A 20,478-nucleotide genomic window follows, 5' to 3' on the forward strand; every position below is an offset into this window, starting at 1 on the left:
GTGATTGATCTGGTTGTCCCCCAACTCGCCTTGTGGGACGGGATCGTAGACGTTTTCAACGCCGTCATGACGCCGCTGTACTGGGCGGTCTCGGCACTGCTGGTCGGGTGGCACTGGCTGCTCTCCCAGGTGTTCGACAAGGACAGTGGCTGGGCCTGGGCGCTCTCGATCGCGGGTCTGACGATCGTCATCCGGACCCTGCTGATCCCGCTGTTCGTGCGGCAGATCCGCTCCAGTCGGAACATGCAGCTGCTGCAGCCGAAGATGAAGGAGCTGCAGAAGAAGTACGGCCACGACCGGGAGAAGCTCGGTCAGGAAATGATGAAGCTGTACAAGGACACGGGCACCAACCCGTTCTCCTCGTGCCTGCCGCTGCTGCTCCAGTCGCCGATCTTCCTGGCCCTGTTCCGGGTGCTCGACTACGCGGCCAAGGGCAGGACCCACAGCGACATCATGCAGCCGTACGTGTCCTCGCTGCAGCACGCGAAGATCTTCGGCGCGGAGATCTCGCAGACCTTCCTGAAGGCGAACGGCTCCGGCTCGGCCAACGTCAAGGCCGTCGCGATCGTGCTGATCATCCTGATGACCGCGACGATGTTCATCACCCAGCTGCAGCTGATGCGCAAGAACATGCCGAAGGAGGCCCTCGAGGGCCAGGCGGCGCAGATGCAGAAGATCATGCTCTACGTCTTCCCGATCTTCTTCCTGATCGGTGGCTTCAACTTCCCGATCGGTGTGCTCATCTACTGGTTCGTCTCGAACGTGTGGACGATGGGCCAGCAGTTCTACGTGATCCGCCGCAACCCGGCCCCCGGCACTCCGGCGTACGACGCCATGGAGGCCCGCAAGCGTGAGCACAACAAGCGCGCCGGTCGCCCGGCCGACGAGGGCCTGGCCGGCGACGAGGACGGCGACACCCTGACCGACCGCCGCCCCGCGCAGCGCCAGCAGCCGAAGCGTCAGTCGCGCAGTGACCGCAAGACCGGTCCCGCCGCTGCTACGCCGACGGACGAGCCGGCCGCGTCGTCGAACGGTCAGACGTCGAGCACGCAGCAGAACGCTGCCAAGAAGCCTCAGGCCGGAGCTGCCAAGAAGCAGCCGGCCGGCAAGAAGGGATCGGGTGCCAAGCGCCAGCCCGCGGCGAAGACTGCCGCGCAGCGCCGGGCCGCCCAGAAGAAGCCGGGCGGTTCGCGCTGATCGCGCCTGCCGCTGAGCTTCGTGCTGTGCCTTTCTTGCGCTGATTGACCCTGGGTCCCCGTGGGGCGGGCCTCGACATGATGAAGGAGTTGCCGTGACCGACGGCCTGGAGAACACCGAGACGGCGAAACCGACCGCCGCGGACCGACTGAAGGCACTGGAGGCGGAGAGCGACATCGCCGCCGACTACCTCGAGGAACTGCTCGACATCGCCGACCTGGACGGCGACATCGATATGGACATCGACGGCGATCGGGCCGCGGTGTCGATCGTCGGCGCGGACCTGAAGAACCTGGTCGGTGAGAACGGCAAGGTCCTGGAGGCGCTCCAGGAGCTGACCCGGCTGGCCGTCTACCGGGAGACCGGCGAGCGGTCGCGGCTGATGCTCGACGTCTCGAACTACCGGGCGAACCGGAAGGCCGAGCTGGAGGAGGTCGGCCGCAAGGCGGTCGACGAGGTGAAGGAGTCCGGTGCGCCGGTCCGCCTCGACCCGATGACGCCGTTCGAGCGCAAGGTCGTCCACGACGTCGTGGCGGCCGCCGGCCTGACCAGCGAGTCCGAAGGCGAAGAGCCCCGCCGCCGCGTGGTCGTCCAACCCGCATGACCGATCCCGATTCCGTTTCACGTGAAACGCCGCCGCTCGTGGAGAAGCTTTATCCACGGGCGGCGGCGCCGCTTGCGGCCTATGCCGAACTGCTGGCCACCGAAGGAACCCTGCGCGGCCTGATCGGTCCGCGCGAGGTCCCGAGGTTGTGGGACCGGCACCTGCTGAACTGCGCGGTGCTCGAGCGGTTGATCCCCGAGGGCGCTTCGGTCGGCGATATCGGCACCGGCGCCGGCCTGCCCGGCATCGTGCTCGCGATTGTCCGCCCCGATCTACAGATCGATCTCGTCGAGCCGCTGCTGCGACGCACAACCTTCCTCGACGAAGCCGTCGAAGCTCTGCAGCTCGACAACGCGAAGGTGGTCCGGGCTCGCGCCGAGGATCTGCCGCGCGCGTCGTACGACGTGGTGACTTCGAGGGCAGTTGCGCCGTTGGGCAAACTGGCGGGATGGTGCCTGCCGTTGTGCGCCGAGGGAGGTCTGATGCTGGCGATGAAGGGCTCCTCCGCGGAGGAGGAGTTGGAGGCCTCCGAGCGCGAACTCTCGGCGTTGGGCGCCGACCTCTGGCACATTCATCAACTCGGCACGGATGAACTGGCCCAGCCGACGACTGTGGTGAGTATTGTGGCCGGACGTGCTGCAGGGGGTTCCCGGCGCGGCGGACGCAGGAGGTGAGTGGGTTGGTGAGTCGTGCCCTCGGGTGGCCCGAGAAGAGCACCGGAGAGCCGGGCAAGTCCCAAGCCATCGGCTGGCCAACCGCCCCCTCACCAACCACCCCCTCACCAACCACCCCCACCCGACCCAACGCGCCGGTCACGACCCCGGACTCCGCGGCCCCACCCCCCGCCGAGCCCACCCCGTCCGCAGAACCCCGTCCCGCGGACACCAACACTGAGCCCGCCCTCACGGCAGAAGCCCGTCCCGCGGACACCAACACTGAGCCCACCCCGTCCGCAGAACCCCGTCCCGCGGACACCAACGCCGAGCCCGCCCTTACGGCAGAAGCTCGATCCGCGGACACCAACACTGAGCCTGCCCTCACGGCAGAAGCCCGAGCCGCGGACACCAGCGCCGAGCCTGCCCTCACGGCAGAAGCCCGAGCCGCGGACACCAACACTGAGCCCGCCCCTACCGACGCCTCCGCAGCCAAGCCCGCCGCCGAGCCCGTCGAGTCCGCCCCGGCCCCCGCCGAGCCTGACCCTGCCGGGCCCGCTCCGCTGCACGCGGCTTCCGCGGCTCCCGCCGAGCCCGTCCCAGCGGAGCCCGCCCCGCTGCAGGAGGGCCCCACCGAGCGCGGCCCGGCCGAGCCTGTGCGCGTTGACGCGGCTCCCACCGAGTCGGCCGCCACCGTGTCAGCCCTGCCGCCCGCCGAGCCCACTCCTGCCGCAGAGGCCCAGACCGCGGAATCCAACACTGAGCCCGTCCGGACCGCAGAAGCCTCTGCCGTGGACGCCGGCGCCGAACCCTTCCCTGCCGAGGCCCCCTCCCTGGCGGACGCGGCCTCCGCCGAGCCCGTGCCCGTTTACACGGCTCCTGCCAAGTCCGTCTCCACCGAGCCTGCCATCACCGAGCCTGCCTCCACCGAGGTTGACTCTGCCGTCGCCACGCCTGCCCAGGCAGTCCCTGCCGAGGCGGCCCAGACCGCGACCGCAGCACCTGCCGGCTCCGCCGACGCTGCCCCTTCCGTTGGTGCGGCGCCCGCCGACTCCGTGGACGTGGCGCGTGCTATCCCGGCGGCTGCGGGCCAGCCGGCGGTCGAGACGGCACCTGTGGAATCAGAGGCCACTGCATCTCCGATGACGGAGGCGGCGCCGGGGGATCCGGCATCGGCCGCGGCGCCCAGGTTCCTCTCACCTGCTGCTGGGTCGGCGCTTCGGGCTGCGGCGGCTAGTGGTCTCGATCTCACTCCACCGTCCACGCCGGATCCCGTTTCACGTGAAACGGGGAGTTCGGGAGATGATGGTGTTTCACGTGAAACGGCGTCCCTGGTCGATGCCGACACTGACCTTTCCGAGTCTCCACCGCCTGTGGATGACGACCGCACGAAACTGCCCTCTTACGCGGGGATTCATCCACAGAGGCCTGTGGATGAACCTGGGGGCAGACCCGCACCAACCCCCACTGACATCCTCTTCGGGCCAAGTCCCGCACCTATTGGAATGGGCGCTATGACTGCCGCACAGATCGCCGCGCGGGCCACGTCGGACGAGCTTCAGCGACGACTTCTCGAGACTCCGATCGCCGCCGCCACCGAACGGACCCTGCTGGTGAATGAAGGACGCACTATGGGCCGCGAGTTCCCGTTGCCCGCCGAGACCCGGGTCTTCGTCGTCGCCAACCAGAAAGGTGGCGTCGGCAAGACCACCACGACGGTGAACGTCGCCGCCGGCCTGGCCCTGTACGGCGCCCGGATCCTGGTGATCGACCTCGACCCGCAGGGCAACGCCTCCACCGCCCTGGGGATCGACCACTCCGAGGGAACCCCCGGGGTCTACGAGGCGATCATCGAGAACGAGCCGCTGGGCAAGCTGCTCCAGCCGTGCGCCGAGCACCCGGGCATCCAGGTGATTCCGGCGACCATCGACCTGGCCGGTGCCGAGATCGAGCTCGTCAGCATCGTGGCCCGGGAGAGCCGGTTGAAGCGCGTCCTGGACGCGCACCTGGCTGAGACCGAGGCCGCCGGTGAGAAGTACGACTACGTCTTCATCGACTGCCCGCCGTCGCTGGGCCTGCTCACGGTCAACGCGCTGACCGCGGCCCGCGAGGTGCTGGTTCCGATCCAGAGCGAGTACTACGCGCTGGAGGGTCTGTCCCAGCTGCTCCGGCACATCGACATGGTGAAGTCCCACCTGAACCCGGGCCTGGACGTCTCCACGATCCTGCTCACCATGTACGACGCCCGCACCAAGCTGGCCGGTGAGGTCGCTGCCGAGGTTCGTGGGCACTTCCGCGACGCCGTACTGCGCACCGCGGTCCCGCGGTCGGTGCGGATCTCGGAGGCACCGAGCCACGGCCAGACTGTGCTCGCCTACGACCCGGCCTCGGCCGGCGCCCTGTCGTACCTCGAGGCCTCGCGCGAGATCGCCATGCGGAACAACCTCGAGGGAGCCCGATGAACACCCGACTCGGCCGCGGCCTGGGAGCGCTGATCCCCAGCAATCCTGCGCCTGGTACTCCGCAGACTCTCGGCACCAAGTCCCACTCGATCCCCGGCGCCCCGCCGCGGGAGAAGCCCGGGCCTGAGCTGGCCGCCGTACCCGGCGCCGAGTTCGCGGAGATCGAGGTCGGGAAGATCACCCCGAACCCGAAGCAGCCGCGGTCGGTCTTCGACGAAGAGGCGATGGAAGAGCTCGTCCACTCGGTCAAGGAGATCGGCCTGCTGCAGCCGATCGTCGTCCGCCGGCTCGAGGACGACAAGTACGAACTGGTGATGGGGGAGCGCCGCTGGCGCGCCACCCAGGCCGCCGGCCTGACCACGATCCCGGCGATCGTGCGGGACACCTCCGACGACGTCATGCTCCGCGACGCCCTCCTGGAGAACCTGCACCGCAGCCAGCTGAACCCGCTCGAAGAGGCGGCGGCGTACCAGCAGATGCTCGACGACTTCGGCTGCACCCAAGAGGTCCTCGCCACCCGCATCGGCCGGTCCCGCCCGCAGATCTCCAACACACTCCGGCTGTTGAAGCTCCCCGCCGGTGTCCAGCGCCGCGTCGCTGCCGGCGTCCTCTCCGCCGGCCACGCCCGCGCCCTGCTCGGCCTCCCCCGCGGCGACGCCATCGAGCGCCTCGCCCAGCGCATCGTCGCCGAAGGCCTCTCCGTCCGCACCGTCGAAGAGATCGTCGCCCTCGGCGACATGAACGGCGACGACCCCACCCCGGCCCGCCGTCGCAACAAGCCCGTCGCCCCCCGCCTGGTCGACCTCGCCGACCGCCTCTCCGACCGCTTCGAAACCCGCGTCAAGGTCGACCTAGGCAAAACCAAAGGCAAGATCACCGTCGAGTTCGCCTCCATCGACGACCTGGAACGCATCGTCACCCTGATGGACCCGAACAAACCCACAAACTAGGCCCACCGCCCCATCCCTTGGGGACCCCATCCACGCAGCCCTCAGGCAGCCGATAACGCTGCCTCGTGCGCGAGATGGCAACGGGGTGCGCGCTGGCGACGGGTGCGAGCTGGCATTGGATGTGCGCTAGCAGCGGGTGGGTGGTCACCGGGGCTTGTGGAACGGCGTGGTCGGTATCTGCAAGTTTTGTTCCACTGATCGCCGGTGAGGCGCCGATCTGATGCGTCCGGTGCGGTGGGTCAGTGGCTGGTCGCCGCTGCGGCCGATTCAACTGCAGGCGTGGCTGGGCGCCGCGGTGGCCGAGGGGGATGGCGAGGCCGGCGACCGCGTGAGCGTCGCCTGGGGTTGACGGGCTTGGGTTGCGGTTGATGCTCGGAGCAGTGGCGATTGGGTGCGCGCTTCTTCTGGGCTGAGGGGAACGGTCGCGGCTGGTGAGGTCGGGGAGCGCGTGGACCTTGTGTGGGGTTGACGGGCCTGGGTTGCTGACGGGCGGTTCGGCGAGGCGCCGTCGACGGTCGGGCGCGCGCTACTTGTGGCCTGAGGAGAGCGACGTGCGGTCGGCGGTTGGGCGCGCGTTTTCCTGTGGCCTGACGGGAGCGGTCGCGGCTGGTGCGGTCGGCGGGTGGGTGCGCGTTGGCTGGGCTGACGGGCGCGGTCGGTGGCCGCGCGAAGTCGCCTGGGGTAGCGGGCTTGGGTTGCGGGCGGCATGCTGCGACCGTCTGCCGGGTGACCCGTCGTTGGAGCGTTGGGACAGGGATTCCTACCTGTCGTTTTCGGGAGGCCGGACTTCCCAGCGGCCGGCGGGGAGGTGACGCGGCGCGGGGCGGTTGCTTGATGTGGTCGGCGATCGGGAGACGTCTGGAGCTGGCGGGCTTGGTGGTGGTGTGGCTGTGTCTGGGGCGAGGCCGGGGGGAGGCTTGGCCTCTGGTATCACGGGAGGTTGAGGGAGGCTGGAATTCCTCTGGGAGGTTGATTTTGCGGGGCGGGGTGGGGGTGTAGTTTCTGGTGGGGGATCTGGTTGAGCTCTGAGAATCGTGCTCCCAGAGGAATATCGGCATCTGGCGCCAGTGGTCGATATGTCGACAAAGTTACTTGGTGATACGCGGCGTGGTTCCACGTGAAACATTTCGGGTTGCGCGGATGAGGTAGGTCGCTGGGAGGTGGGCGGGTGCGCCTAGGCCGGGGTACATGTCGGGGATGGGGGACTCGGTGAAGTGGGTGAGTTGTAGGCCGGCGGCGAGGAGGGCGGTGATGATGTCGGAGGGCGGCCAGACGAAGGCTGTGAAGGGTGGTGGGGTTGCGGTGTCGCGGGCGCCGACGGGGAGTTTGGCGTTGTTGATGGTGGCGCGTGGAGTGCTGCGGCCGAAGTAGTCGGTGGTGACGGTCAGGGTGTCGGGGCCGGTCACGGCTAGGACTTCCCAGATTGGGTGGTGGTCCGCGAGCAGGAGTGATCCGCCGGGGCGGAGTCGGTCGGCGATTACGGTGGCCCAGGTGGTGAGGTCGGGGACCCAGCAGATCGCGCCCCAGCTGAGGTAGATCAGGTCGAGGTCGGTCAGGTCCGCCGGGAGGTCGAACATGTCGGCTCGGCGGAAGTCGACCGGGATGCGGGACTCGGTGGACTTCGCGCGGGCGAGGTCGATGGCGACCTCGGAGATGTCGATGCCGGTGACCGAGGCGCCGAGCGTGGCCCAGGACAGGGCCTCGTCTCCGCAGGAGCAGGCGAGTTGAAGCACTCGATGACCACTCACGTCACCGGCGGCCGCGATCTCTTCGGCACTCAGGGCCGAGCCACCGGCGGCGAAGAAGGCGGCCGGTTGGCCGGGGCGGGCGTCGTGAATCGCGTTCCAGCTGACCCGATTGGCCGCGGTGATGTCGTGCAGGGAGGCGGTGGGGGTAGTCACGCCGCTGACGCTAAACCCGTCAGCGGCAACCCCCCAATGGGTTTAGCGGCCGAGGAGCTCGTGCGTGGTCCGGCGCTCGGCGTAGAAGCTGAGGAAGGGGATCGTGCCGGCGACGGCCATCAGGACCAGGCGCGGGAGTGTCCAGCGGACCCGGCGGAAGAGGTCGAAGGTGGCGAGCAGGTAGACCACGAAGAGGAAGCCGTGCAGCGGGCCGATGACGTTCATGGCACCCGGGTTGTCGGCCAGGTACTTCAGCGGCATCGCGACGAACAGCAGCAGGAGCAGCATCACGCCGACGATGTAGGCGATCACCCGGTAGCGGGTCAGCGCGCCGCGGACGGCGGGGGTGAGCTGCGAGCTGGCGGTGGCGGGGTCTGCAGGTGAAGTCACGCTGAAACGGTACCGCTCGACCCCACCGGCTCGGTCTCCTGGTCCTGGTCGGAAAGCTCATCGGGCGAACCTCGATGCGCGTCGAGGACCATCCGGCCCCACATCCACAGCGTGAACGCGGCGAAGATCCACCACTGGAAGGCATACGCGACATTGCGCAGACCGGCGTGATCCGTCGGGGGAGCAGGCGGTGTGACCGCAGCCGGCGCCGGCGAAGGGACAGTCCCAGCATCCAGTGCGGTCTGTACGACGAAGGCGTCGTACAGCCGGTACGTGACCATGTGCACGAGCGTGGGGATCCGTAGCGAGGAAAGCACCCGCCCGCGCGTCGCATCACCGGATGAGTCGGCGGCTTCAGAGGCCACCACCGAACCGGACAGCTGCACCGGCCCGGTCGGCGCCGTGGCGGCGGGATCATCCACCGACGCCACCCAACCGCGAACGACCATCACTGCACCGCTGTCCAGCATCACCGGGCTGACCACCCAGAAGCCGTCCTGCGAACCGTTCCGCCGGTCGGTGATGAAGACCTGGTCGGCAGCGGGACCCCAGGTACCGGCGACCGTCACGCGCCGCCCGACAGCCTTCGCCGGCAGCCCTTCGTCAACGGAGAACAGCGACTGCAAAGGAATCGGTGCAGCCAGCGCCTGCTTCGCCGTGGCCTCCGCGGTCTTCGACCGGTACACGTCGAGCTGCCATACACCGAGGACAGACATCACCCCGGCGATCGCGAGGGCGAGCAGCAGCAACGCCGTCCAGCGCGGTGCCAGCGCCGTACGCCACAGAGGCCGATCCGGAGTCATCTCAACGAGCCGCGGCCGCAGCCAACAGGTCGCGGCACAGCACACCGAGCTCGATCCCAGCGGCCTCAGCGGCGAGCGGGACCAGCGACGTCTCCGTCATCCCCGGTGCCACATTGACCTCCAGGAACCACGGCACGCCGTCCGCATCGACCACGAGGTCGGACCGCGACAAGTCCCGCAGTCCGAGTGCCACATGGGCTGTCACCGCCGCAGCAGCGCACGCGCCGGCAACGTCGGGAGCCAACCGAGCCGGTACGACGAACTCCGTCGCACCCGCCGTGTACCGCGCCTCGTAGTCGTAGAACCCCGAGTCCGGGACGATCTCGACCGCCGGCAGTGCACGCGGTCCGTCGCCCACGTCGACCACCGTGACCGCGACCTCGATACCGTCGATGTACCGCTCGATCAGCGCGACCGGTCCGTAGGCGTAGCAGTTCACCATCGCCGATGGCAGCTCCTCGGCGGAGCGCACGATCGACGCACCGAGGGCGGAGCCGCCGCGGGCCGGCTTCACGACAAGCGGCAGACCGATCTGGTGGACGACCGCCTCCATCAGCGCGGTGGCGCCCAACTCGCGGAACGTGTCGTGCCCGAGGACGACGGACTCCGGCGTGTACAGCCCGGCCTTGCCGACCATGGTCGCGGCGACCGGCTTGTCGAACGCCGTCCGGCACGCGGCGGCGTCGGCGCCCACGTACGGAACGCCGTACAGGTCGAGGACCTGGCGCAGGGCGCCGTCCTCGCCGGTCACGCCGTGCAGGACGGGGAAGATCGCATCCGGTGTGTCTTCGCGCAGGCGGTCGACCAGGCTCGAGTCGACATCCCGCTGCTCGACCTCGACCCCTACGCTGCGCAGGGCTTCGGCGACCCGGCGGCCCGATCGCAGCGAGACATCCCGCTCATGCGACAGTCCGCCGGCCAGTACCAGCACTCGACCCAGATCACTCATCACACATTTCCCGATCACTAGAAGGCGACATCCGGCGGGCGCCGGTCCCGAGGCCCACTGAGACGGTACCGCTAGCGAATCAACGATCTCCCGTCGCCCGGAGATCCATAGCGAAACCTTTGCCCGGAAGGGCTAACTGAGCTCCGGCCCCGGCGCCTCGTAGCCGTGGCTCGCACCTGGCTGCAGCGGTCCGAACGTCTGCCGCAGCTCCAGCTCCTCGTTGATCACCGCGGCCAGCCGCGACACGCCCTCGGTGATCCGCTCCGGCGTCGGATGACAGTACGACAGACGCATGCACTGGGAGCCGAAACCGTCGGAGAAGAAGGCCGTCCCGGGCACGTACGCGACCCGCGCCGTCACCGCTCGCGGCAGCATCGCCTTGGCGTCCAGACCCTCCGGCAACGTCAGCCAGACGTAGAAGCCACCACCGGGCTTCGTCCAGGTCGTTGCCGCAGGCATCTTCTCGGTCAGGGCCGCGAGCATCGCGTCCCGGCGCTCGCGGTACATCTCCCGGAACTGCTTCACCTGGCCGAGCCAGTCGTGCCTGCCGAGGTACGACGAGATGGCCAGCTGACTGAACACCGGCGGACACAGGGTGGCCGATTCCTGAGCCAGCACGAGCTTCTCCCGCACCGCATGCGGTGCGACCACCCACCCGACCCGGAAACCCGGCGCGAAGGTCTTGGAGAACGAACCGAGGTAGATGACGCCCTCGCGGTCCTCGGCGCGCAACGCACGCTGCGGCTCACCGTCGAAGCCGAGCAGACCGTACGGGTTGTCCTCGAGGATCAGCAGGTTGGCTCGCTGGCAGATCTCCAGCACCCGCGCCCGCCGCTCGTCGGACAGCGATACCCCGGCCGGGTTGTGGAAGTTCGGAATCGTGTAGAAGAACTTGATCTTCTTGCCGGCCGCGCGGACCGTCGCGATCGCCTGCTCCAGCGCCTCCGGTACGACGCCGTTGTCGTCCATCGCGACATGCACGACCTCGCACTGATACGCCCGGAAGACCCCGAGCGCACCCACGTACGACGGCGCTTCGCAGATCACCACGTCACCCGGATCGCAGAACACCCGCGTCACCAGATCGACGGCCTGCTGGCTGCCCACCGTCACGCAGACGTCGTCGGGGTGGGCCTCGATCCCCTCCAGCCGCATCACGTCACAGATCTGGTCCCGCAGGCCGGGATCGCCCTGGCCGGACCCGTACTGCATCGCGACCGCGCCGTTGTCGATCACCAGGTCGCGGAGCGCGCTGCCGACCACGTCGAGCGGCAGGCCGGCGATGTTCGGCATCCCGCCGGCCAGTGAGACCACCTCGGGCCGGCTGGCGACCGAGAACAGTGCGCGGATCTCCGATGCGGTCATGCCCTTGGTCCGTGCTGCATACCGGTCGACATAGTTGTCGAGACGGGTCTGCCGGACATCGGGCACGTCAGCGCTCACGGAGCCACTCCACAAAGGTCTACGAGGGGAAGGTCACCAGGCTAACCCCGATAGCCCGAACGCGCCTGGGCTGTGGAACGGCGCGACCTCTCACTACCATGCCTTATAGGGGCAGTACGGCGGAAGGTGGACGAGTATGACTGTGGGTAAGGCAGCCGGCTGGACACTCGGCGGGCTGCTACTGGGTGTGCTGGCCGGATTCGCCGGTGAGCTCTTCCGGCGGCAACCAGCCGCGAAGGTGCAGCAACGCTACGTCGCCCCCCGGGCGGCAGAGACCCCGGACGTGCGGCCACCGGCCCCCGCTCCGGCCGAGGCCACCCGCTAAGGCGACGGGCACGCAACGTGACGAACGTAACAGTCCGCAATCCGGTGACCTGATGACCCGCCGGCTGGAACCGCTGACCCTCGCCACTCTCGGCGAGCTGCCCGCGCCATGCCGTGACTGTGTGTTCTGGGAGCTCGACCCAGTGGCCGCCCGGCAGGCCGGCCGCAACGGCGACACCGCGCTGGAGAAGGAAGCGTGGCTGTCCCAGCTCCTGCTCGACTGGGGACCGGCCGGGGTGGTGCTGTACGTCGACGACGAGCTCGCCGGCTATGCGGTCTACGCGCCGGCGACGTACCTGCCGCGGGTCCAGGCGTTCCCGACCGCGCCGGTCAGCCCGGACGCCGTCGTACTGGCGACCGGCCGGATCCTGCCGCGGTACCTGGGGCTCGGGCTCGGCAAGGTGCTCGTCCAGGCGGTCGCGAAGGACGTGCTGAAGCGCGGGTTCCGGGCGGTCGAGGCGTTCGGCGACTCGCGGTGGCAGGGGCCTGGCTGTGTCTGGCCGACCGACTTCCTCCGTGCCGTCGGCTTCGCTGTGGTCCGTGACCACCCGCGGAATCCGAGACTTCGGCTGGATCTGCGGTCCGCGATCACCTGGCGCAGTGAGATGGAGGCAGCGGTCGAGCGTCTGATGGGCGCGATCCGGCCTGAGCCCGCGGCACCGCCGGTGACGGTTCGGGAGTCCACGCCGCCGGTTCGGACACCCTGACATGCAGTGGCGGCTCCTGGCCGAGGTCATGTTCGTCCTGCATGCGGCGTTCCTGCTGTTCTTCGTGCTCGGCGGCTTCCTCGCCTGGCGATGGCCGAAGGTGATCTGGGCGCATCTGGCGATCGCGGTCTGGAGTCTGGCGATCGTGCTGATCGACTACGACTGTCCGCTGACCGGCGCCGAGAAGTACTTCCTCCGCCGCGGCGGCGAGGACGTGTACGCCGGCGGCTACATCAACCACTACCTCGACGGCACGATCTGGCCCGAGGGTTCCACGCCGATCGCGGAGAAGGTCGGCTTCGCGCTCATCGTCATCTCGTACGTCGGCTTCTTCGTCCTGCGCAGCCGGCGGCGATCGAGGGTCGGTTCAGTGAAATCCCCGACGTGAAAATCCGTCGGCTGACGGACAATGAGGAACGTGTCCACGTCTGTCGATGACTACATGGTGGGTCTGACCAAGGCCTTGCCCGGTCCGCGCCGCAAGCGCGCCGACCTGCTGGCCGAAGCGCGCGACCACCTGATCGACGCCACCGAAGCCTTCGAGGCCGACGGCCTCGACCGGGACAGCGCCGAGCGTGCGGCGGTCGCCGACTTCGGCAGCCTCCACGAAGTCGTGCCCGGCTATCGCGCCGAGTTGGCGGTCAGCCAGAGCCGGCGGACCGCGACGCTGCTGTTCCTGGTGCTGATCGTGCAGCCGATCGTCTGGCAGGAAGGCGCCTGGAGCTGGAACCAGGACGCGGTCCAGGAGAGCGCGCTGAACGACTTCCTGCAGACCATGGTCCGCGGCATCGGCATGGTCACCATCGCCGGTGCGGTCCTGGCGGTCATCGCCGCCGGTGCCGGTATGCGTTACCCGATCGTCCGGGAGCATGTGAGCCGCGCGACCTCGCTCTTCGCGATTGCGACCTCAGTCGTGATCAGCGCGATCGGGGTCGTGATGGCGGCCAGCAGCGCCCAGGTCGCCCTGCTCGACTACGCGGTCGTCTCCGGTTTCGTCGTACTGCCGCTCGTCGTTGTCGGCCTGCAGGCCGGCCGGGCCCTACGCCTGGCCCGGGCGTAGTACTCCTTCCATCACGGCGCGGAAGGTCAGCCACTCCTGCTTGCCTGAGGCAAGCATCTTCTCGCCCGCGCTGGTGAGCTGATAGGTACGGCGTTTCCGCCCGCTCACCGTGCTCCACTCGCTGGCCAGGTAACCGGCCCGCTCGAGTCGCCGCAGCGCCGGATAGAGCGTCCCGGTGGGCAGATCCAGCTCGCCGCCGCTGCGCTCCAGCAGCGCCTCCATGATCGCGTAGCCGTGCAGGGGCTCGTCCTCGACCACGGCCAGGATCATCGGGTCCAGATGCCCGCGCAGTGCGTCCGCCTTCACGTAGCCAGTCTACTCATACTCCTGTTAATGTCGAGAGACAACATGTAGCACATCTACTTATCAAGGAGTCGTGAGCCATGACCGTGGACACTCCAGTACGACGACCGCCCGCGAAGGAGGGGCTGCTGCACCGGGTGTCCGGCTGGTCGATGCGGCACGCCGGTCTCGCCGTACTGCTCTGGGTGGCCGCTCTGATCGCCGTCACCGCGACCTCGAGCCTGATCGGCGACAACTACCGCAACGACAACTCGCTCCCCGGGACCGACTCCCAGCGGGTGACCGACATCTTCCGCGAGCATCAACCGCAGGGTGACACCGCGTCGGTCCAGATCGTCGTCCACGCCGACGGCGGTCTGCAGGCACACAAGCAGCGGATCGCCTCGATGCTGGCCGACGTCGGCAACCTCCCGCACGTGGCCTCCGTGGCCGACCCCTTCACCGCCCCGGGATCACTCGCGCCGGACGGGCGTACGGCGTACTCCACTGTCGGGCTGGATGCCGCCACCGAGGACATGGAGGTCGAGGACGTCCGCGCGATCATCCACAAGGCGCAGGAGTTCGCCCAGCCTGGGGTGCAGATCGAGGTCGGCGGCGACCTGGCCCGCTCGGCGGCCGAGAGTGAAGGCGGTGCGGCCGAGGGCGCCGGCATCCTGGCCGCGCTGGTGATCCTGGTGTTCCTGTTCGGATCGTTGCTCGCGGCAACACTTCCGCTGCTGACCGCCGTGTTCGCTGTCGGCGGCACGCTCGGCCTGCTGATCCTGGCGTCGCACCTGATCACCGTGCCCGACTACACCGCGCCGGTGATGATGCTGGTCGGTCTCGGTGTCGGCATCGACTACGCGTTGCTGATCTTCTCGCGGTATCGCCACGAGTTGCTGAAGGACGGCACCGACCGTACGACGGCCTCGATGGTTGCCCTCGACACCGCGGGCCGCTCGGTGATGTTCGCCGGTTGCACTGTGGTGATCGCCCTCCTCGGTTTGCTGGCCCTCGGACTCGGTGCGCTGCAAGGTGTCGCTCTCGGTGTCACCCTGACCGTGCTGGTGACGATGCTGGCCGCAGTGAGTCTGCTGCCTGCGCTGCTCACGCTGTTCGGCAAGCGGATCGAGAAGAGTGTCCGCAAGCACGCTGCGAAGAAGCGTCGCGCGCCGGGCGACGGCTGGCGCAAGCTTGCGGCATTCGTGCAGCGGGGGCCGTGGGTGCCGCTGGTGCTCGGGACGGTCGCGCTGGTCGCGCTGTCGTTGCCCGCGCTGGACATGCGGCTCGGGTTCGCGGACGCGGGCACCGACGATCCGGCCAAGACCAGCCGGAAGGCGTACGACCTGCTCGCGCAGGGGTTCGGTCCTGGATTCAACGGCCCACTCGTGGTCGTGTCGGAAGGTGACGAGGCCGCGGCGAGGGCGCTTGGACAGACGCTGCAGCAGGATCCGAACATCGCGGCCGTGACACCGCCGCAACCATCTCCCGACGGGAAGATCGCGACCGTACTGGCGTTCCCGAAGTCGGCACCTCAGGACGCGGCGACCAGCGAGCTGGTGCAGCGGCTGCGGGACGACACGCTCCCGGCACTCGAGGCGCAAACGAGGGCGAACTATCTGGTCGGCGGTGCGACCGCGGCGGCCGACGACTTCTCCTCAGCGGTCAGTAAACGGCTGCCGATCTTCGTGCTGGTCGTGGTCGGATTGTCAGCCCTGCTGCTGATGGCGGTGTTCCGGTCGATCCTGATCCCGCTCAAAGCGGCAGTGCTCAACCTGCTCAGCATCGGCGCATCGCTCGGTGTCATCACGCTGGTCTTCCAGCAGGGCTGGCTCGGTGCGCAGCCCGGCCCGATCGAGGCGTTCGTGCCGGTGATGATCTTCGCGATCGTCTTCGGGTTGTCGATGGACTACGAGGTCTTCCTGGTCTCCCGGATCCACGAGGAATGGCGCCGTACCAAGGACGCGGGCGAAGCCGTCCGGGAAGGGCTGGCCAACACCGGCAGCGTGATCACCGCGGCGGCCGCGATCATGATCGTGGTGTTCGGCGCCTTCCTGCTCAGCCCGGACCGGATGCTGAAGCAGTTCGGCCTCGGCCTGGCGACCGCCGTACTGCTCGACGCCGTCCTGATCCGCTGCGTCCTCGTGCCCGCGATCATGCGCCTGTTCGGCAACCGCGCCTGGTGGCTGCCACGCGTCCTCGACCGGGCGCTCCCCACGATCGCCCTCGAGAAGGAGTACCCGGCGAAGTAGACCGCCCCGGTCTACTCGTACCTGGAGCTCCACACACGGGCCTTGTAGATTTCCGCTCCCGGAATCGTCCGGGTCGCCGCCGGTACGGCGAAGTTGACCGTGTCGGTGCACCAGCTGGTCCGGCACCCGGCCTTCGGGCTGGTCCGGACCTGCTGGGCGTTCGGCATACTGCTGACGCTCTTGATCCCCGCCTGGTCGAACGTCGCCACGATGGCCGCGGCCGACTTGCTCACCTGGTAGACCTTCGAGCCGGTCGAGACCCAGAGCCGGTCGTGGTCCTCCAGCACCGGAGCGAGATCGTGGCCACCGGCGGTCAGCCCGGGGACCGACGACACTTCGGTCAGCTGGGGAGCGGCCGGCGTACCGGTGATCTTGAGCGCGGCCAGCTTGCTGCCACCCAGCACCCACAGCACCTGCCGCGCCGGATCCCACTGCACACCGTGCGCGTCGGGCAGCGGATAGCTGGCGTAACTCGCGGACGCTGATCCCTGCGAGGCCGTGTAGACGCGGATGAAACCACCGTTGCTGGCGGCAACGGCCACGTTCCCGTCCGGCAGCAGCTCGACGCTGTGCGGGTTGTTCGCCGATCCGACGTTGACCGCCCACAGCCGCTGGCCGCTCGGATAGCCGATCAGCGCAGCGAGCCCACGCGAATCCGATACCACAGCCACGTAGGCATCAGCCTTCATCCGCAGCTTCACGTCCGTCGGCAGTCCCCAGGCACCGGTCAGGCCGGAGAAGCCGTTGGCGCTCGTCGGTGACCACGTCCACTTCTGCGCGGTCGCCGTACCCCAGTTCGCCACGGTCGGATCCATCAATCGGATCCGCGCGGCCGACGGGGAGTCGTAGTCCTGGTCGGTCACCGCCACCAGACGACCGGCCTCGGCCGCCTGCGCAGGAGGCGCCGGGGTGAGCAGTGCAGCGAGGACACAGATACTGCCGAGCAGGCGGAGCATGGCAGCCGCCCGGCGTCAGACGGTTAGTTGGCCGAAGCGGAGCATGCCGGTGGCGGCGTCTTGCTCCGGGGGGAGGTAGACGCGCTGGATGGCGACGACGATGGCCTCGGCGATGACGTCGCGGAAGGCGGCGTCGGCGAGGCGGGCGGAGTCGTGGGGGTTGGTGACGTAGCCGATCTCCAGGCGGACGGCGGGCATCTTGGTCCGGCGGAGGAGGTCCCAGGTCTTGGCGTGGGTGCGGCAGTTGAGGAGGTCGGTGCGGGCGACGATCTCGCGCTGGACGAGGCCGGCGAACTGCTCGCCGACGCTGGACGAGGCGCCGTGCAGGTCGTTGCCGTAGAAGTACGTCGCTACGCCCTGTGCGTCGGGGTTCGCGGAGCCGTCGGTGTGCAGCGAGACGCACAGGTTCGCGTCGGTCTCGTTCGCGAAGGCGGCCCGGGCCAGCTCGTCAGGCCCTTGATCGCGGCCGCGGGACAGATACGCCCGTACGCCGGTTGCTCCGAGCCGGCCTTCGATTCGCGCGGCCAGGTCGTAGGCGATGTCGGACTCGCGCAGCCCGTAGCCCTCCCAGCCGTAGTCGAAACCGCCGTGGCCCGGGTCGATCACCACGGTCTTGCCGGAGAGCCGCGGACCGGCGGCCCGGACGGCCTCCGATGCGCGCAGAGCGTCCGGGCGGCCGCCGGTTGCCATCGGCTTGATCCGCTGCAGTGCCTTGAACGTCGACGGGCCGCAGGTGCCGTCCGCGGGCAGGCCCATGTTGCGCTGGAACTCGGTCACCGCGCGCTGGGTGTCCGGTCCGAAGATGCCGTCGATCCGGGCGACGGCGAACCCGAGCTCCTGCAGCTTGGCCTGCAGCGCGAGTACGTCGTCCCCGGTCAGCGGATGCGAGACGACGAACGTCAGCAGCCGGTCACCCAGCCGCCAGCGTGCGTCGTCGATCGCGCGGTAGGTCTGCGGGCCGACGATGCCGTCGATCATCAGCCCGCGTTGCTGCTGGAAGCCCCGGACGGCGTGTGCGGTCGCTTCGTCGTAGACGTCATGACCGCCGGTCAGCAGCCCCAGTCGCTGAAGCTTGCCGATGATCTCGGCCACCGCCTCACCGCTGTCGCCGATCCGGTACACGCCGTGCGGGCCTGCCATAAATCACTCCTAGCCGTGGCGGACGGTGTCCTACCTGACATCACGCCGTGAAGTCGGCGAGCTCCTTCAGCAGTGCCGCCTTCGGCTTGGCGCCGACGATGGACTTCGCGAGCTCACCGTTCACGTAGACGTTGATGGTAGGGATACCGGTAACACGGTAGTTGCTCGGGGTGACCGGGTTCTCGTCGACGTTCATCTTCAGGAAGGTCAGCTTGTCCCCGTGGGCCTGGTTCAGCTCCTCCAGGATCGGCGAGACCTGGCGGCACGGACCGCACCACTCGGCCCAGAAGTCGACCAGGACCGGCTTGTCGCTCTTCAGCACGGTCTCGTCGAACTCGGCGTCGGTGACGGCGTTCATCTTCTCGCCCACGGCGATATCTCCTTCAAGGGTGGTTATGTGAGGTTCAGACGGTGACGGACTCGGTGGCGGCCGCAGCTGCCACGGTGTGCTCGAACTCCATGCTGGCCAGGAAGCGCTCCGCGTCCAGGGCCGCGGCACAGCCGCTGCCGGCCGCGGTGATCGCCTGCCGGTAGGTGTGGTCGACCAGGTCACCGGCTGCGAACACGCCCGGCTGGTTGGTCTCCGTGCTGCCCTCGCGGGTGAGCACGTACCCTTCCTCGTCCAAACGAATCTGCCCGTGGATCAGCTCCGACCGCGGGTCGTGACCGATCGCGATGAACAAACCGGTGACCGGCAGTTCGCGGGTCTCGCCCGTCACCGTGTCGCGCAGTACGACGCCCGTCAGCTTCTCGTCGCCCTGGATCTCGGCAACCTCGGAGTTCCACGCGAAGTCGATCTTGTCGTTCGCGAAGGCCCGCTCGGCCATGATCTTCGAGGCGCGCAGCTCACCGCGACGGTGCACCAGCGTCACCTTCGACGCGAACCGGGTCAGGAAGGTCGCCTCCTCGATGGCGGAGTCACCACCACCGACGACCGCGATCTCCTGCTGCCGGAAGAAGAAGCCGTCACAGGTCGCACACCACGAGACGCCGTGGCCCGACATCCGGTCCTCGTTCTCGATGCCCAGCTTGCGGTAGCCCGAACCCATCGCGAGGATCACCGAACGCGCCTGGTGGACGGTGCCGGCCGAGTCGGTGACCGACTTGATCTCACCGGTCAGGTCCATCGCGACGATGTCGTCGGCGACCAGCTCGGCGCCGAAGCGCTCCGCCTGGGTGCGCATCTCGTCCATCAGCGCCGGGCCCATGATGCCCTGCGCGAAACCGGGGAAGTTCTCCACCTCGGTCGTGGTCATCAGCGCACCGCCGGCGGTGACGGACCCCTCGAACACCAGCGGCTCCAGCTGCGCACGTGCGGCGTACACGGCGGCGGTGTAACCGGCCGGGCCGGAGCCGACGATGATGACGTTGCGAACTACAGAGTCGCTCATGCAGGCGTTCCTCGAATCGTTGAGACGGGTACGTCGTACTCAACGGATCCGTGAGGCCGACCATTCCCACGGTACCGATTACCCGGCCGTGACGCGTGATGGGCCCACCAGGGGTGATCAGCGGTTTCGGAGAGTCACCGTGGTGTCGTAGATCGACGTACCGGCGGAGCCGCCACCGTCACAGCCGGTCAGCACGTAGACCTCGATGTCACGAGGAGAACCACCCTGCAGGCCGATCACCGTCGCGCGGGTGCCGTCGACCTTGGCCGGCTGCACGAGCCGGACCTGCGGGTTCGGGCGGGCGGAGGCGAAGTTCCGGGCACACGTGAGCTCGGCGGCACTCCCATTGAGGAGGGGTGTGCTGCTGCTCTCGAGCCACTTCTGCACCTGGGGCGCGATCTGCGCCGTACTCAGCGAGACCACGCCGGTGGGCTGGATTGCTGTCGGGTTCGTGTTCGCCGCGTTCTCGCCGGCGCGGTCCTTGGTTGCCATCACGACGCCGACACCGATCGCCGCGATCAGGACGACGGCCGCGGCCGCGCCGAACAGCTTCGGCATGTGCCGGTGCGGCTCCTCGCGGATCTGCGCCAGCGAGTGCACGCCGACGGTCGACGCCCGCATCACGGCCTCGGCCCGGATCACCGCGTCGAGGTGCTCGGCGACATCGACCGGCATCGGGATGTCGGCCCGGCCCTCGTCGGCGAGATCCTCGGAGAGCTCCAGCAGCGCGTCGTAGGTGAGCTGACAGTCGGGGCACGCCTTCACATGCTCACGAGCGCTGTGCGCCTCGGTGGCGGGCAGCAGGTTCTCGAGCAGGTCGGCAATCGTGTCGGTGTCGAGGTGCTCGAGATGTTCGCTGGTCGGCAGACCGGAATCGGTCATCGTGAACTCGCCCCCAGACGGGACGTGCCCCGAAAGGCGCGCGTGGTGGTCATCGGTGGAGTACTCCGGTCGAAGACGTCGGCAATCGGGCCGCCAGAGTCGGGGCGAACCCCAGGCGACTCCGCTACGACG

The 20,478-nt window shown here is 68.6% G+C and carries 20 protein-coding genes and 1 pseudogene; 10 read left to right on the forward strand and 11 right to left on the reverse strand.

From position 1 onward, the window contains the following. Positions 1-3: 3 nt before the first annotated feature. The 5 genes and pseudogenes from yidC to ACFCV3_RS24870 all read left to right on the forward strand — a co-directional run. Positions 4-981, forward strand: a pseudogene (gene yidC / locus ACFCV3_RS24850) (membrane protein insertase YidC); the annotation flags it as partial. Positions 982-1,291: 310 nt separating this feature from the next. Continuing rightward, complete coding sequence (locus ACFCV3_RS24855) at positions 1,292-1,801, forward strand: protein jag (RefSeq protein ID WP_376033578.1); 510 nt, start codon at positions 1,292-1,294, stop codon at positions 1,799-1,801. Next, a complete protein-coding gene (gene rsmG / locus ACFCV3_RS24860; protein WP_376033580.1) occupies positions 1,798-2,475 on the forward strand; it encodes a 16S rRNA (guanine(527)-N(7))-methyltransferase RsmG in 678 nt (225 codons plus the stop codon). Before ACFCV3_RS24855 ends, rsmG begins: the two co-directional genes overlap by 4 nt. 1,493 nt (positions 2,476-3,968) lie before the next feature. Then, positions 3,969-4,916, forward strand: a complete 948-nt coding sequence (locus ACFCV3_RS24865; protein WP_272948643.1) for a ParA family protein — start codon at positions 3,969-3,971, stop codon at positions 4,914-4,916. Continuing rightward, entirely contained in the window at positions 4,913-5,866 is a 954-nt protein-coding gene (locus tag ACFCV3_RS24870) for a ParB/RepB/Spo0J family partition protein (RefSeq protein ID WP_376033582.1), read from the forward strand. The genes ACFCV3_RS24865 and ACFCV3_RS24870 overlap by 4 nt, the downstream gene beginning before the upstream one ends. 1,088 nt (positions 5,867-6,954) lie before the next feature. On the opposite strand, the gene ACFCV3_RS24875 is transcribed toward ACFCV3_RS24870, so the two are convergent. The 5 genes from ACFCV3_RS24875 to ACFCV3_RS24895 form a co-directional block, all read right to left on the reverse strand. Then, positions 6,955-7,767, reverse strand: coding sequence for a class I SAM-dependent methyltransferase (locus ACFCV3_RS24875; RefSeq protein ID WP_376033584.1), 813 nt, complete (start codon positions 7,765-7,767; stop codon positions 6,955-6,957). 42 nt (positions 7,768-7,809) lie between these two features. Beyond that, positions 7,810-8,157 carry a DUF3817 domain-containing protein gene (locus ACFCV3_RS24880; RefSeq protein WP_376033586.1) on the reverse strand — a complete coding sequence of 116 codons (348 nt, stop codon included), beginning with the start codon at positions 8,155-8,157 and terminating at the stop codon, positions 7,810-7,812. Then, positions 8,154-8,960, reverse strand: a complete 807-nt coding sequence (locus ACFCV3_RS24885; protein WP_376033588.1) for an SURF1 family protein — start codon at positions 8,958-8,960, stop codon at positions 8,154-8,156. The genes ACFCV3_RS24880 and ACFCV3_RS24885 overlap by 4 nt, the downstream gene beginning before the upstream one ends. 1 nt (position 8,961) lies before the next feature. Then, positions 8,962-9,909, reverse strand: a complete 948-nt coding sequence (locus tag ACFCV3_RS24890) for a D-alanine--D-alanine ligase (protein ID WP_376033590.1) — start codon at positions 9,907-9,909, stop codon at positions 8,962-8,964. 132 nt (positions 9,910-10,041) lie between these two features. Then, complete coding sequence (locus ACFCV3_RS24895) at positions 10,042-11,352, reverse strand: PLP-dependent aminotransferase family protein (RefSeq protein WP_376033592.1); 1,311 nt, start codon at positions 11,350-11,352, stop codon at positions 10,042-10,044. 136 nt (positions 11,353-11,488) lie between these two features. Here ACFCV3_RS24895 and ACFCV3_RS24900 point away from each other — a divergent pair, with 136 nt between their 5' ends. The 4 genes from ACFCV3_RS24900 to ACFCV3_RS24915 are packed head-to-tail and all read left to right on the forward strand — an operon-like array spanning position 11,489 to position 13,443. Next, complete coding sequence (locus tag ACFCV3_RS24900) at positions 11,489-11,677, forward strand: hypothetical protein (RefSeq protein WP_132408994.1); 189 nt, start codon at positions 11,489-11,491, stop codon at positions 11,675-11,677. A 52-nt stretch (positions 11,678-11,729) separates the two neighbouring features. Continuing rightward, positions 11,730-12,383, forward strand: a complete 654-nt coding sequence (locus tag ACFCV3_RS24905) for a GNAT family N-acetyltransferase (protein ID WP_376033595.1) — start codon at positions 11,730-11,732, stop codon at positions 12,381-12,383. 1 nt (position 12,384) lies between these two features. Continuing rightward, positions 12,385-12,771, forward strand: coding sequence for a DUF2784 domain-containing protein (locus tag ACFCV3_RS24910; RefSeq protein ID WP_376033597.1), 387 nt, complete (start codon positions 12,385-12,387; stop codon positions 12,769-12,771). Positions 12,772-12,801: 30 nt separating this feature from the next. After that, the gene (locus ACFCV3_RS24915; RefSeq protein WP_376033599.1) at positions 12,802-13,443 is read left to right on the forward strand and encodes a permease prefix domain 1-containing protein; all 642 of its coding nucleotides are present in this window, start codon (positions 12,802-12,804) and stop codon (positions 13,441-13,443) included. Here the strand turns inward: ACFCV3_RS24915 and ACFCV3_RS24920 are convergent. Next, complete coding sequence (locus ACFCV3_RS24920; protein ID WP_376033601.1) at positions 13,423-13,749, reverse strand: PadR family transcriptional regulator; 327 nt, start codon at positions 13,747-13,749, stop codon at positions 13,423-13,425. The two genes, ACFCV3_RS24915 and ACFCV3_RS24920, sit on opposite strands and share 21 nt — an antisense overlap. 77 nt (positions 13,750-13,826) lie before the next feature. On the opposite strand from ACFCV3_RS24920, the gene ACFCV3_RS24925 reads away from it, so the two are divergent. Further along, positions 13,827-15,977, forward strand: a complete 2,151-nt coding sequence (locus ACFCV3_RS24925; protein ID WP_376033603.1) for an MMPL family transporter — start codon at positions 13,827-13,829, stop codon at positions 15,975-15,977. Positions 15,978-15,988: 11 nt separating this feature from the next. Here ACFCV3_RS24925 and ACFCV3_RS24930 read toward each other — a convergent pair whose 3' ends face one another. From ACFCV3_RS24930 to ACFCV3_RS24950, 5 genes are all read right to left on the reverse strand, one after another. Further along, positions 15,989-16,933, reverse strand: coding sequence for a DUF6528 family protein (locus ACFCV3_RS24930; RefSeq protein ID WP_376033605.1), 945 nt, complete (start codon positions 16,931-16,933; stop codon positions 15,989-15,991). 15 nt (positions 16,934-16,948) lie between these two features. Beyond that, positions 16,949-18,073, reverse strand: coding sequence for an N-acetylmuramoyl-L-alanine amidase (locus tag ACFCV3_RS24935; protein WP_132409010.1), 1,125 nt, complete (start codon positions 18,071-18,073; stop codon positions 16,949-16,951). Positions 18,074-18,113: 40 nt separating this feature from the next. Next, entirely contained in the window at positions 18,114-18,443 is a 330-nt protein-coding gene (gene trxA / locus ACFCV3_RS24940) for a thioredoxin (RefSeq protein ID WP_376033608.1), read from the reverse strand. Positions 18,444-18,477: 34 nt separating this feature from the next. Further along, entirely contained in the window at positions 18,478-19,464 is a 987-nt protein-coding gene (gene trxB, locus ACFCV3_RS24945; RefSeq protein ID WP_376033610.1) for a thioredoxin-disulfide reductase, read from the reverse strand. 117 nt (positions 19,465-19,581) lie between these two features. After that, positions 19,582-20,346, reverse strand: a complete 765-nt coding sequence (locus ACFCV3_RS24950; protein ID WP_376033612.1) for a hypothetical protein — start codon at positions 20,344-20,346, stop codon at positions 19,582-19,584. Between the last annotated feature and the right edge of the window lie 132 nt (positions 20,347-20,478).

The sequence above is a fragment of the Kribbella sp. NPDC056345 genome (assembly GCF_042262745.1).
GTDB lineage: Bacteria > Actinomycetota > Actinomycetes > Propionibacteriales > Kribbellaceae > Kribbella.

Coding starts and splice junctions, on each gene's coding strand:
- rsmG (WP_376033580.1), top strand. CDS start 1,798: ATGACCGATCCCGATTCCGTTTCACGTGAAACGCCGCCGCTCGTGGAG.
- ACFCV3_RS24865 (WP_272948643.1), top strand. CDS start 3,969: ATGACTGCCGCACAGATCGCCGCGCGGGCCACGTCGGACGAGCTTCAG.
- ACFCV3_RS24870 (WP_376033582.1), top strand. CDS start 4,913: ATGAACACCCGACTCGGCCGCGGCCTGGGAGCGCTGATCCCCAGCAAT.
- ACFCV3_RS24885 (WP_376033588.1), bottom strand. CDS start 8,960: ATGACTCCGGATCGGCCTCTGTGGCGTACGGCGCTGGCACCGCGCTGG.
- ACFCV3_RS24890 (WP_376033590.1), bottom strand. CDS start 9,909: ATGAGTGATCTGGGTCGAGTGCTGGTACTGGCCGGCGGACTGTCGCAT.
- ACFCV3_RS24900 (WP_132408994.1), top strand. CDS start 11,489: ATGACTGTGGGTAAGGCAGCCGGCTGGACACTCGGCGGGCTGCTACTG.
- ACFCV3_RS24905 (WP_376033595.1), top strand. CDS start 11,730: ATGACCCGCCGGCTGGAACCGCTGACCCTCGCCACTCTCGGCGAGCTG.
- ACFCV3_RS24910 (WP_376033597.1), top strand. CDS start 12,385: ATGCAGTGGCGGCTCCTGGCCGAGGTCATGTTCGTCCTGCATGCGGCG.
- ACFCV3_RS24925 (WP_376033603.1), top strand. CDS start 13,827: ATGACCGTGGACACTCCAGTACGACGACCGCCCGCGAAGGAGGGGCTG.
- ACFCV3_RS24930 (WP_376033605.1), bottom strand. CDS start 16,933: ATGCTCCGCCTGCTCGGCAGTATCTGTGTCCTCGCTGCACTGCTCACC.
- ACFCV3_RS24935 (WP_132409010.1), bottom strand. CDS start 18,073: ATGGCAGGCCCGCACGGCGTGTACCGGATCGGCGACAGCGGTGAGGCG.
- trxB (WP_376033610.1), bottom strand. CDS start 19,464: ATGAGCGACTCTGTAGTTCGCAACGTCATCATCGTCGGCTCCGGCCCG.
- ACFCV3_RS24950 (WP_376033612.1), bottom strand. CDS start 20,346: ATGACCGATTCCGGTCTGCCGACCAGCGAACATCTCGAGCACCTCGAC.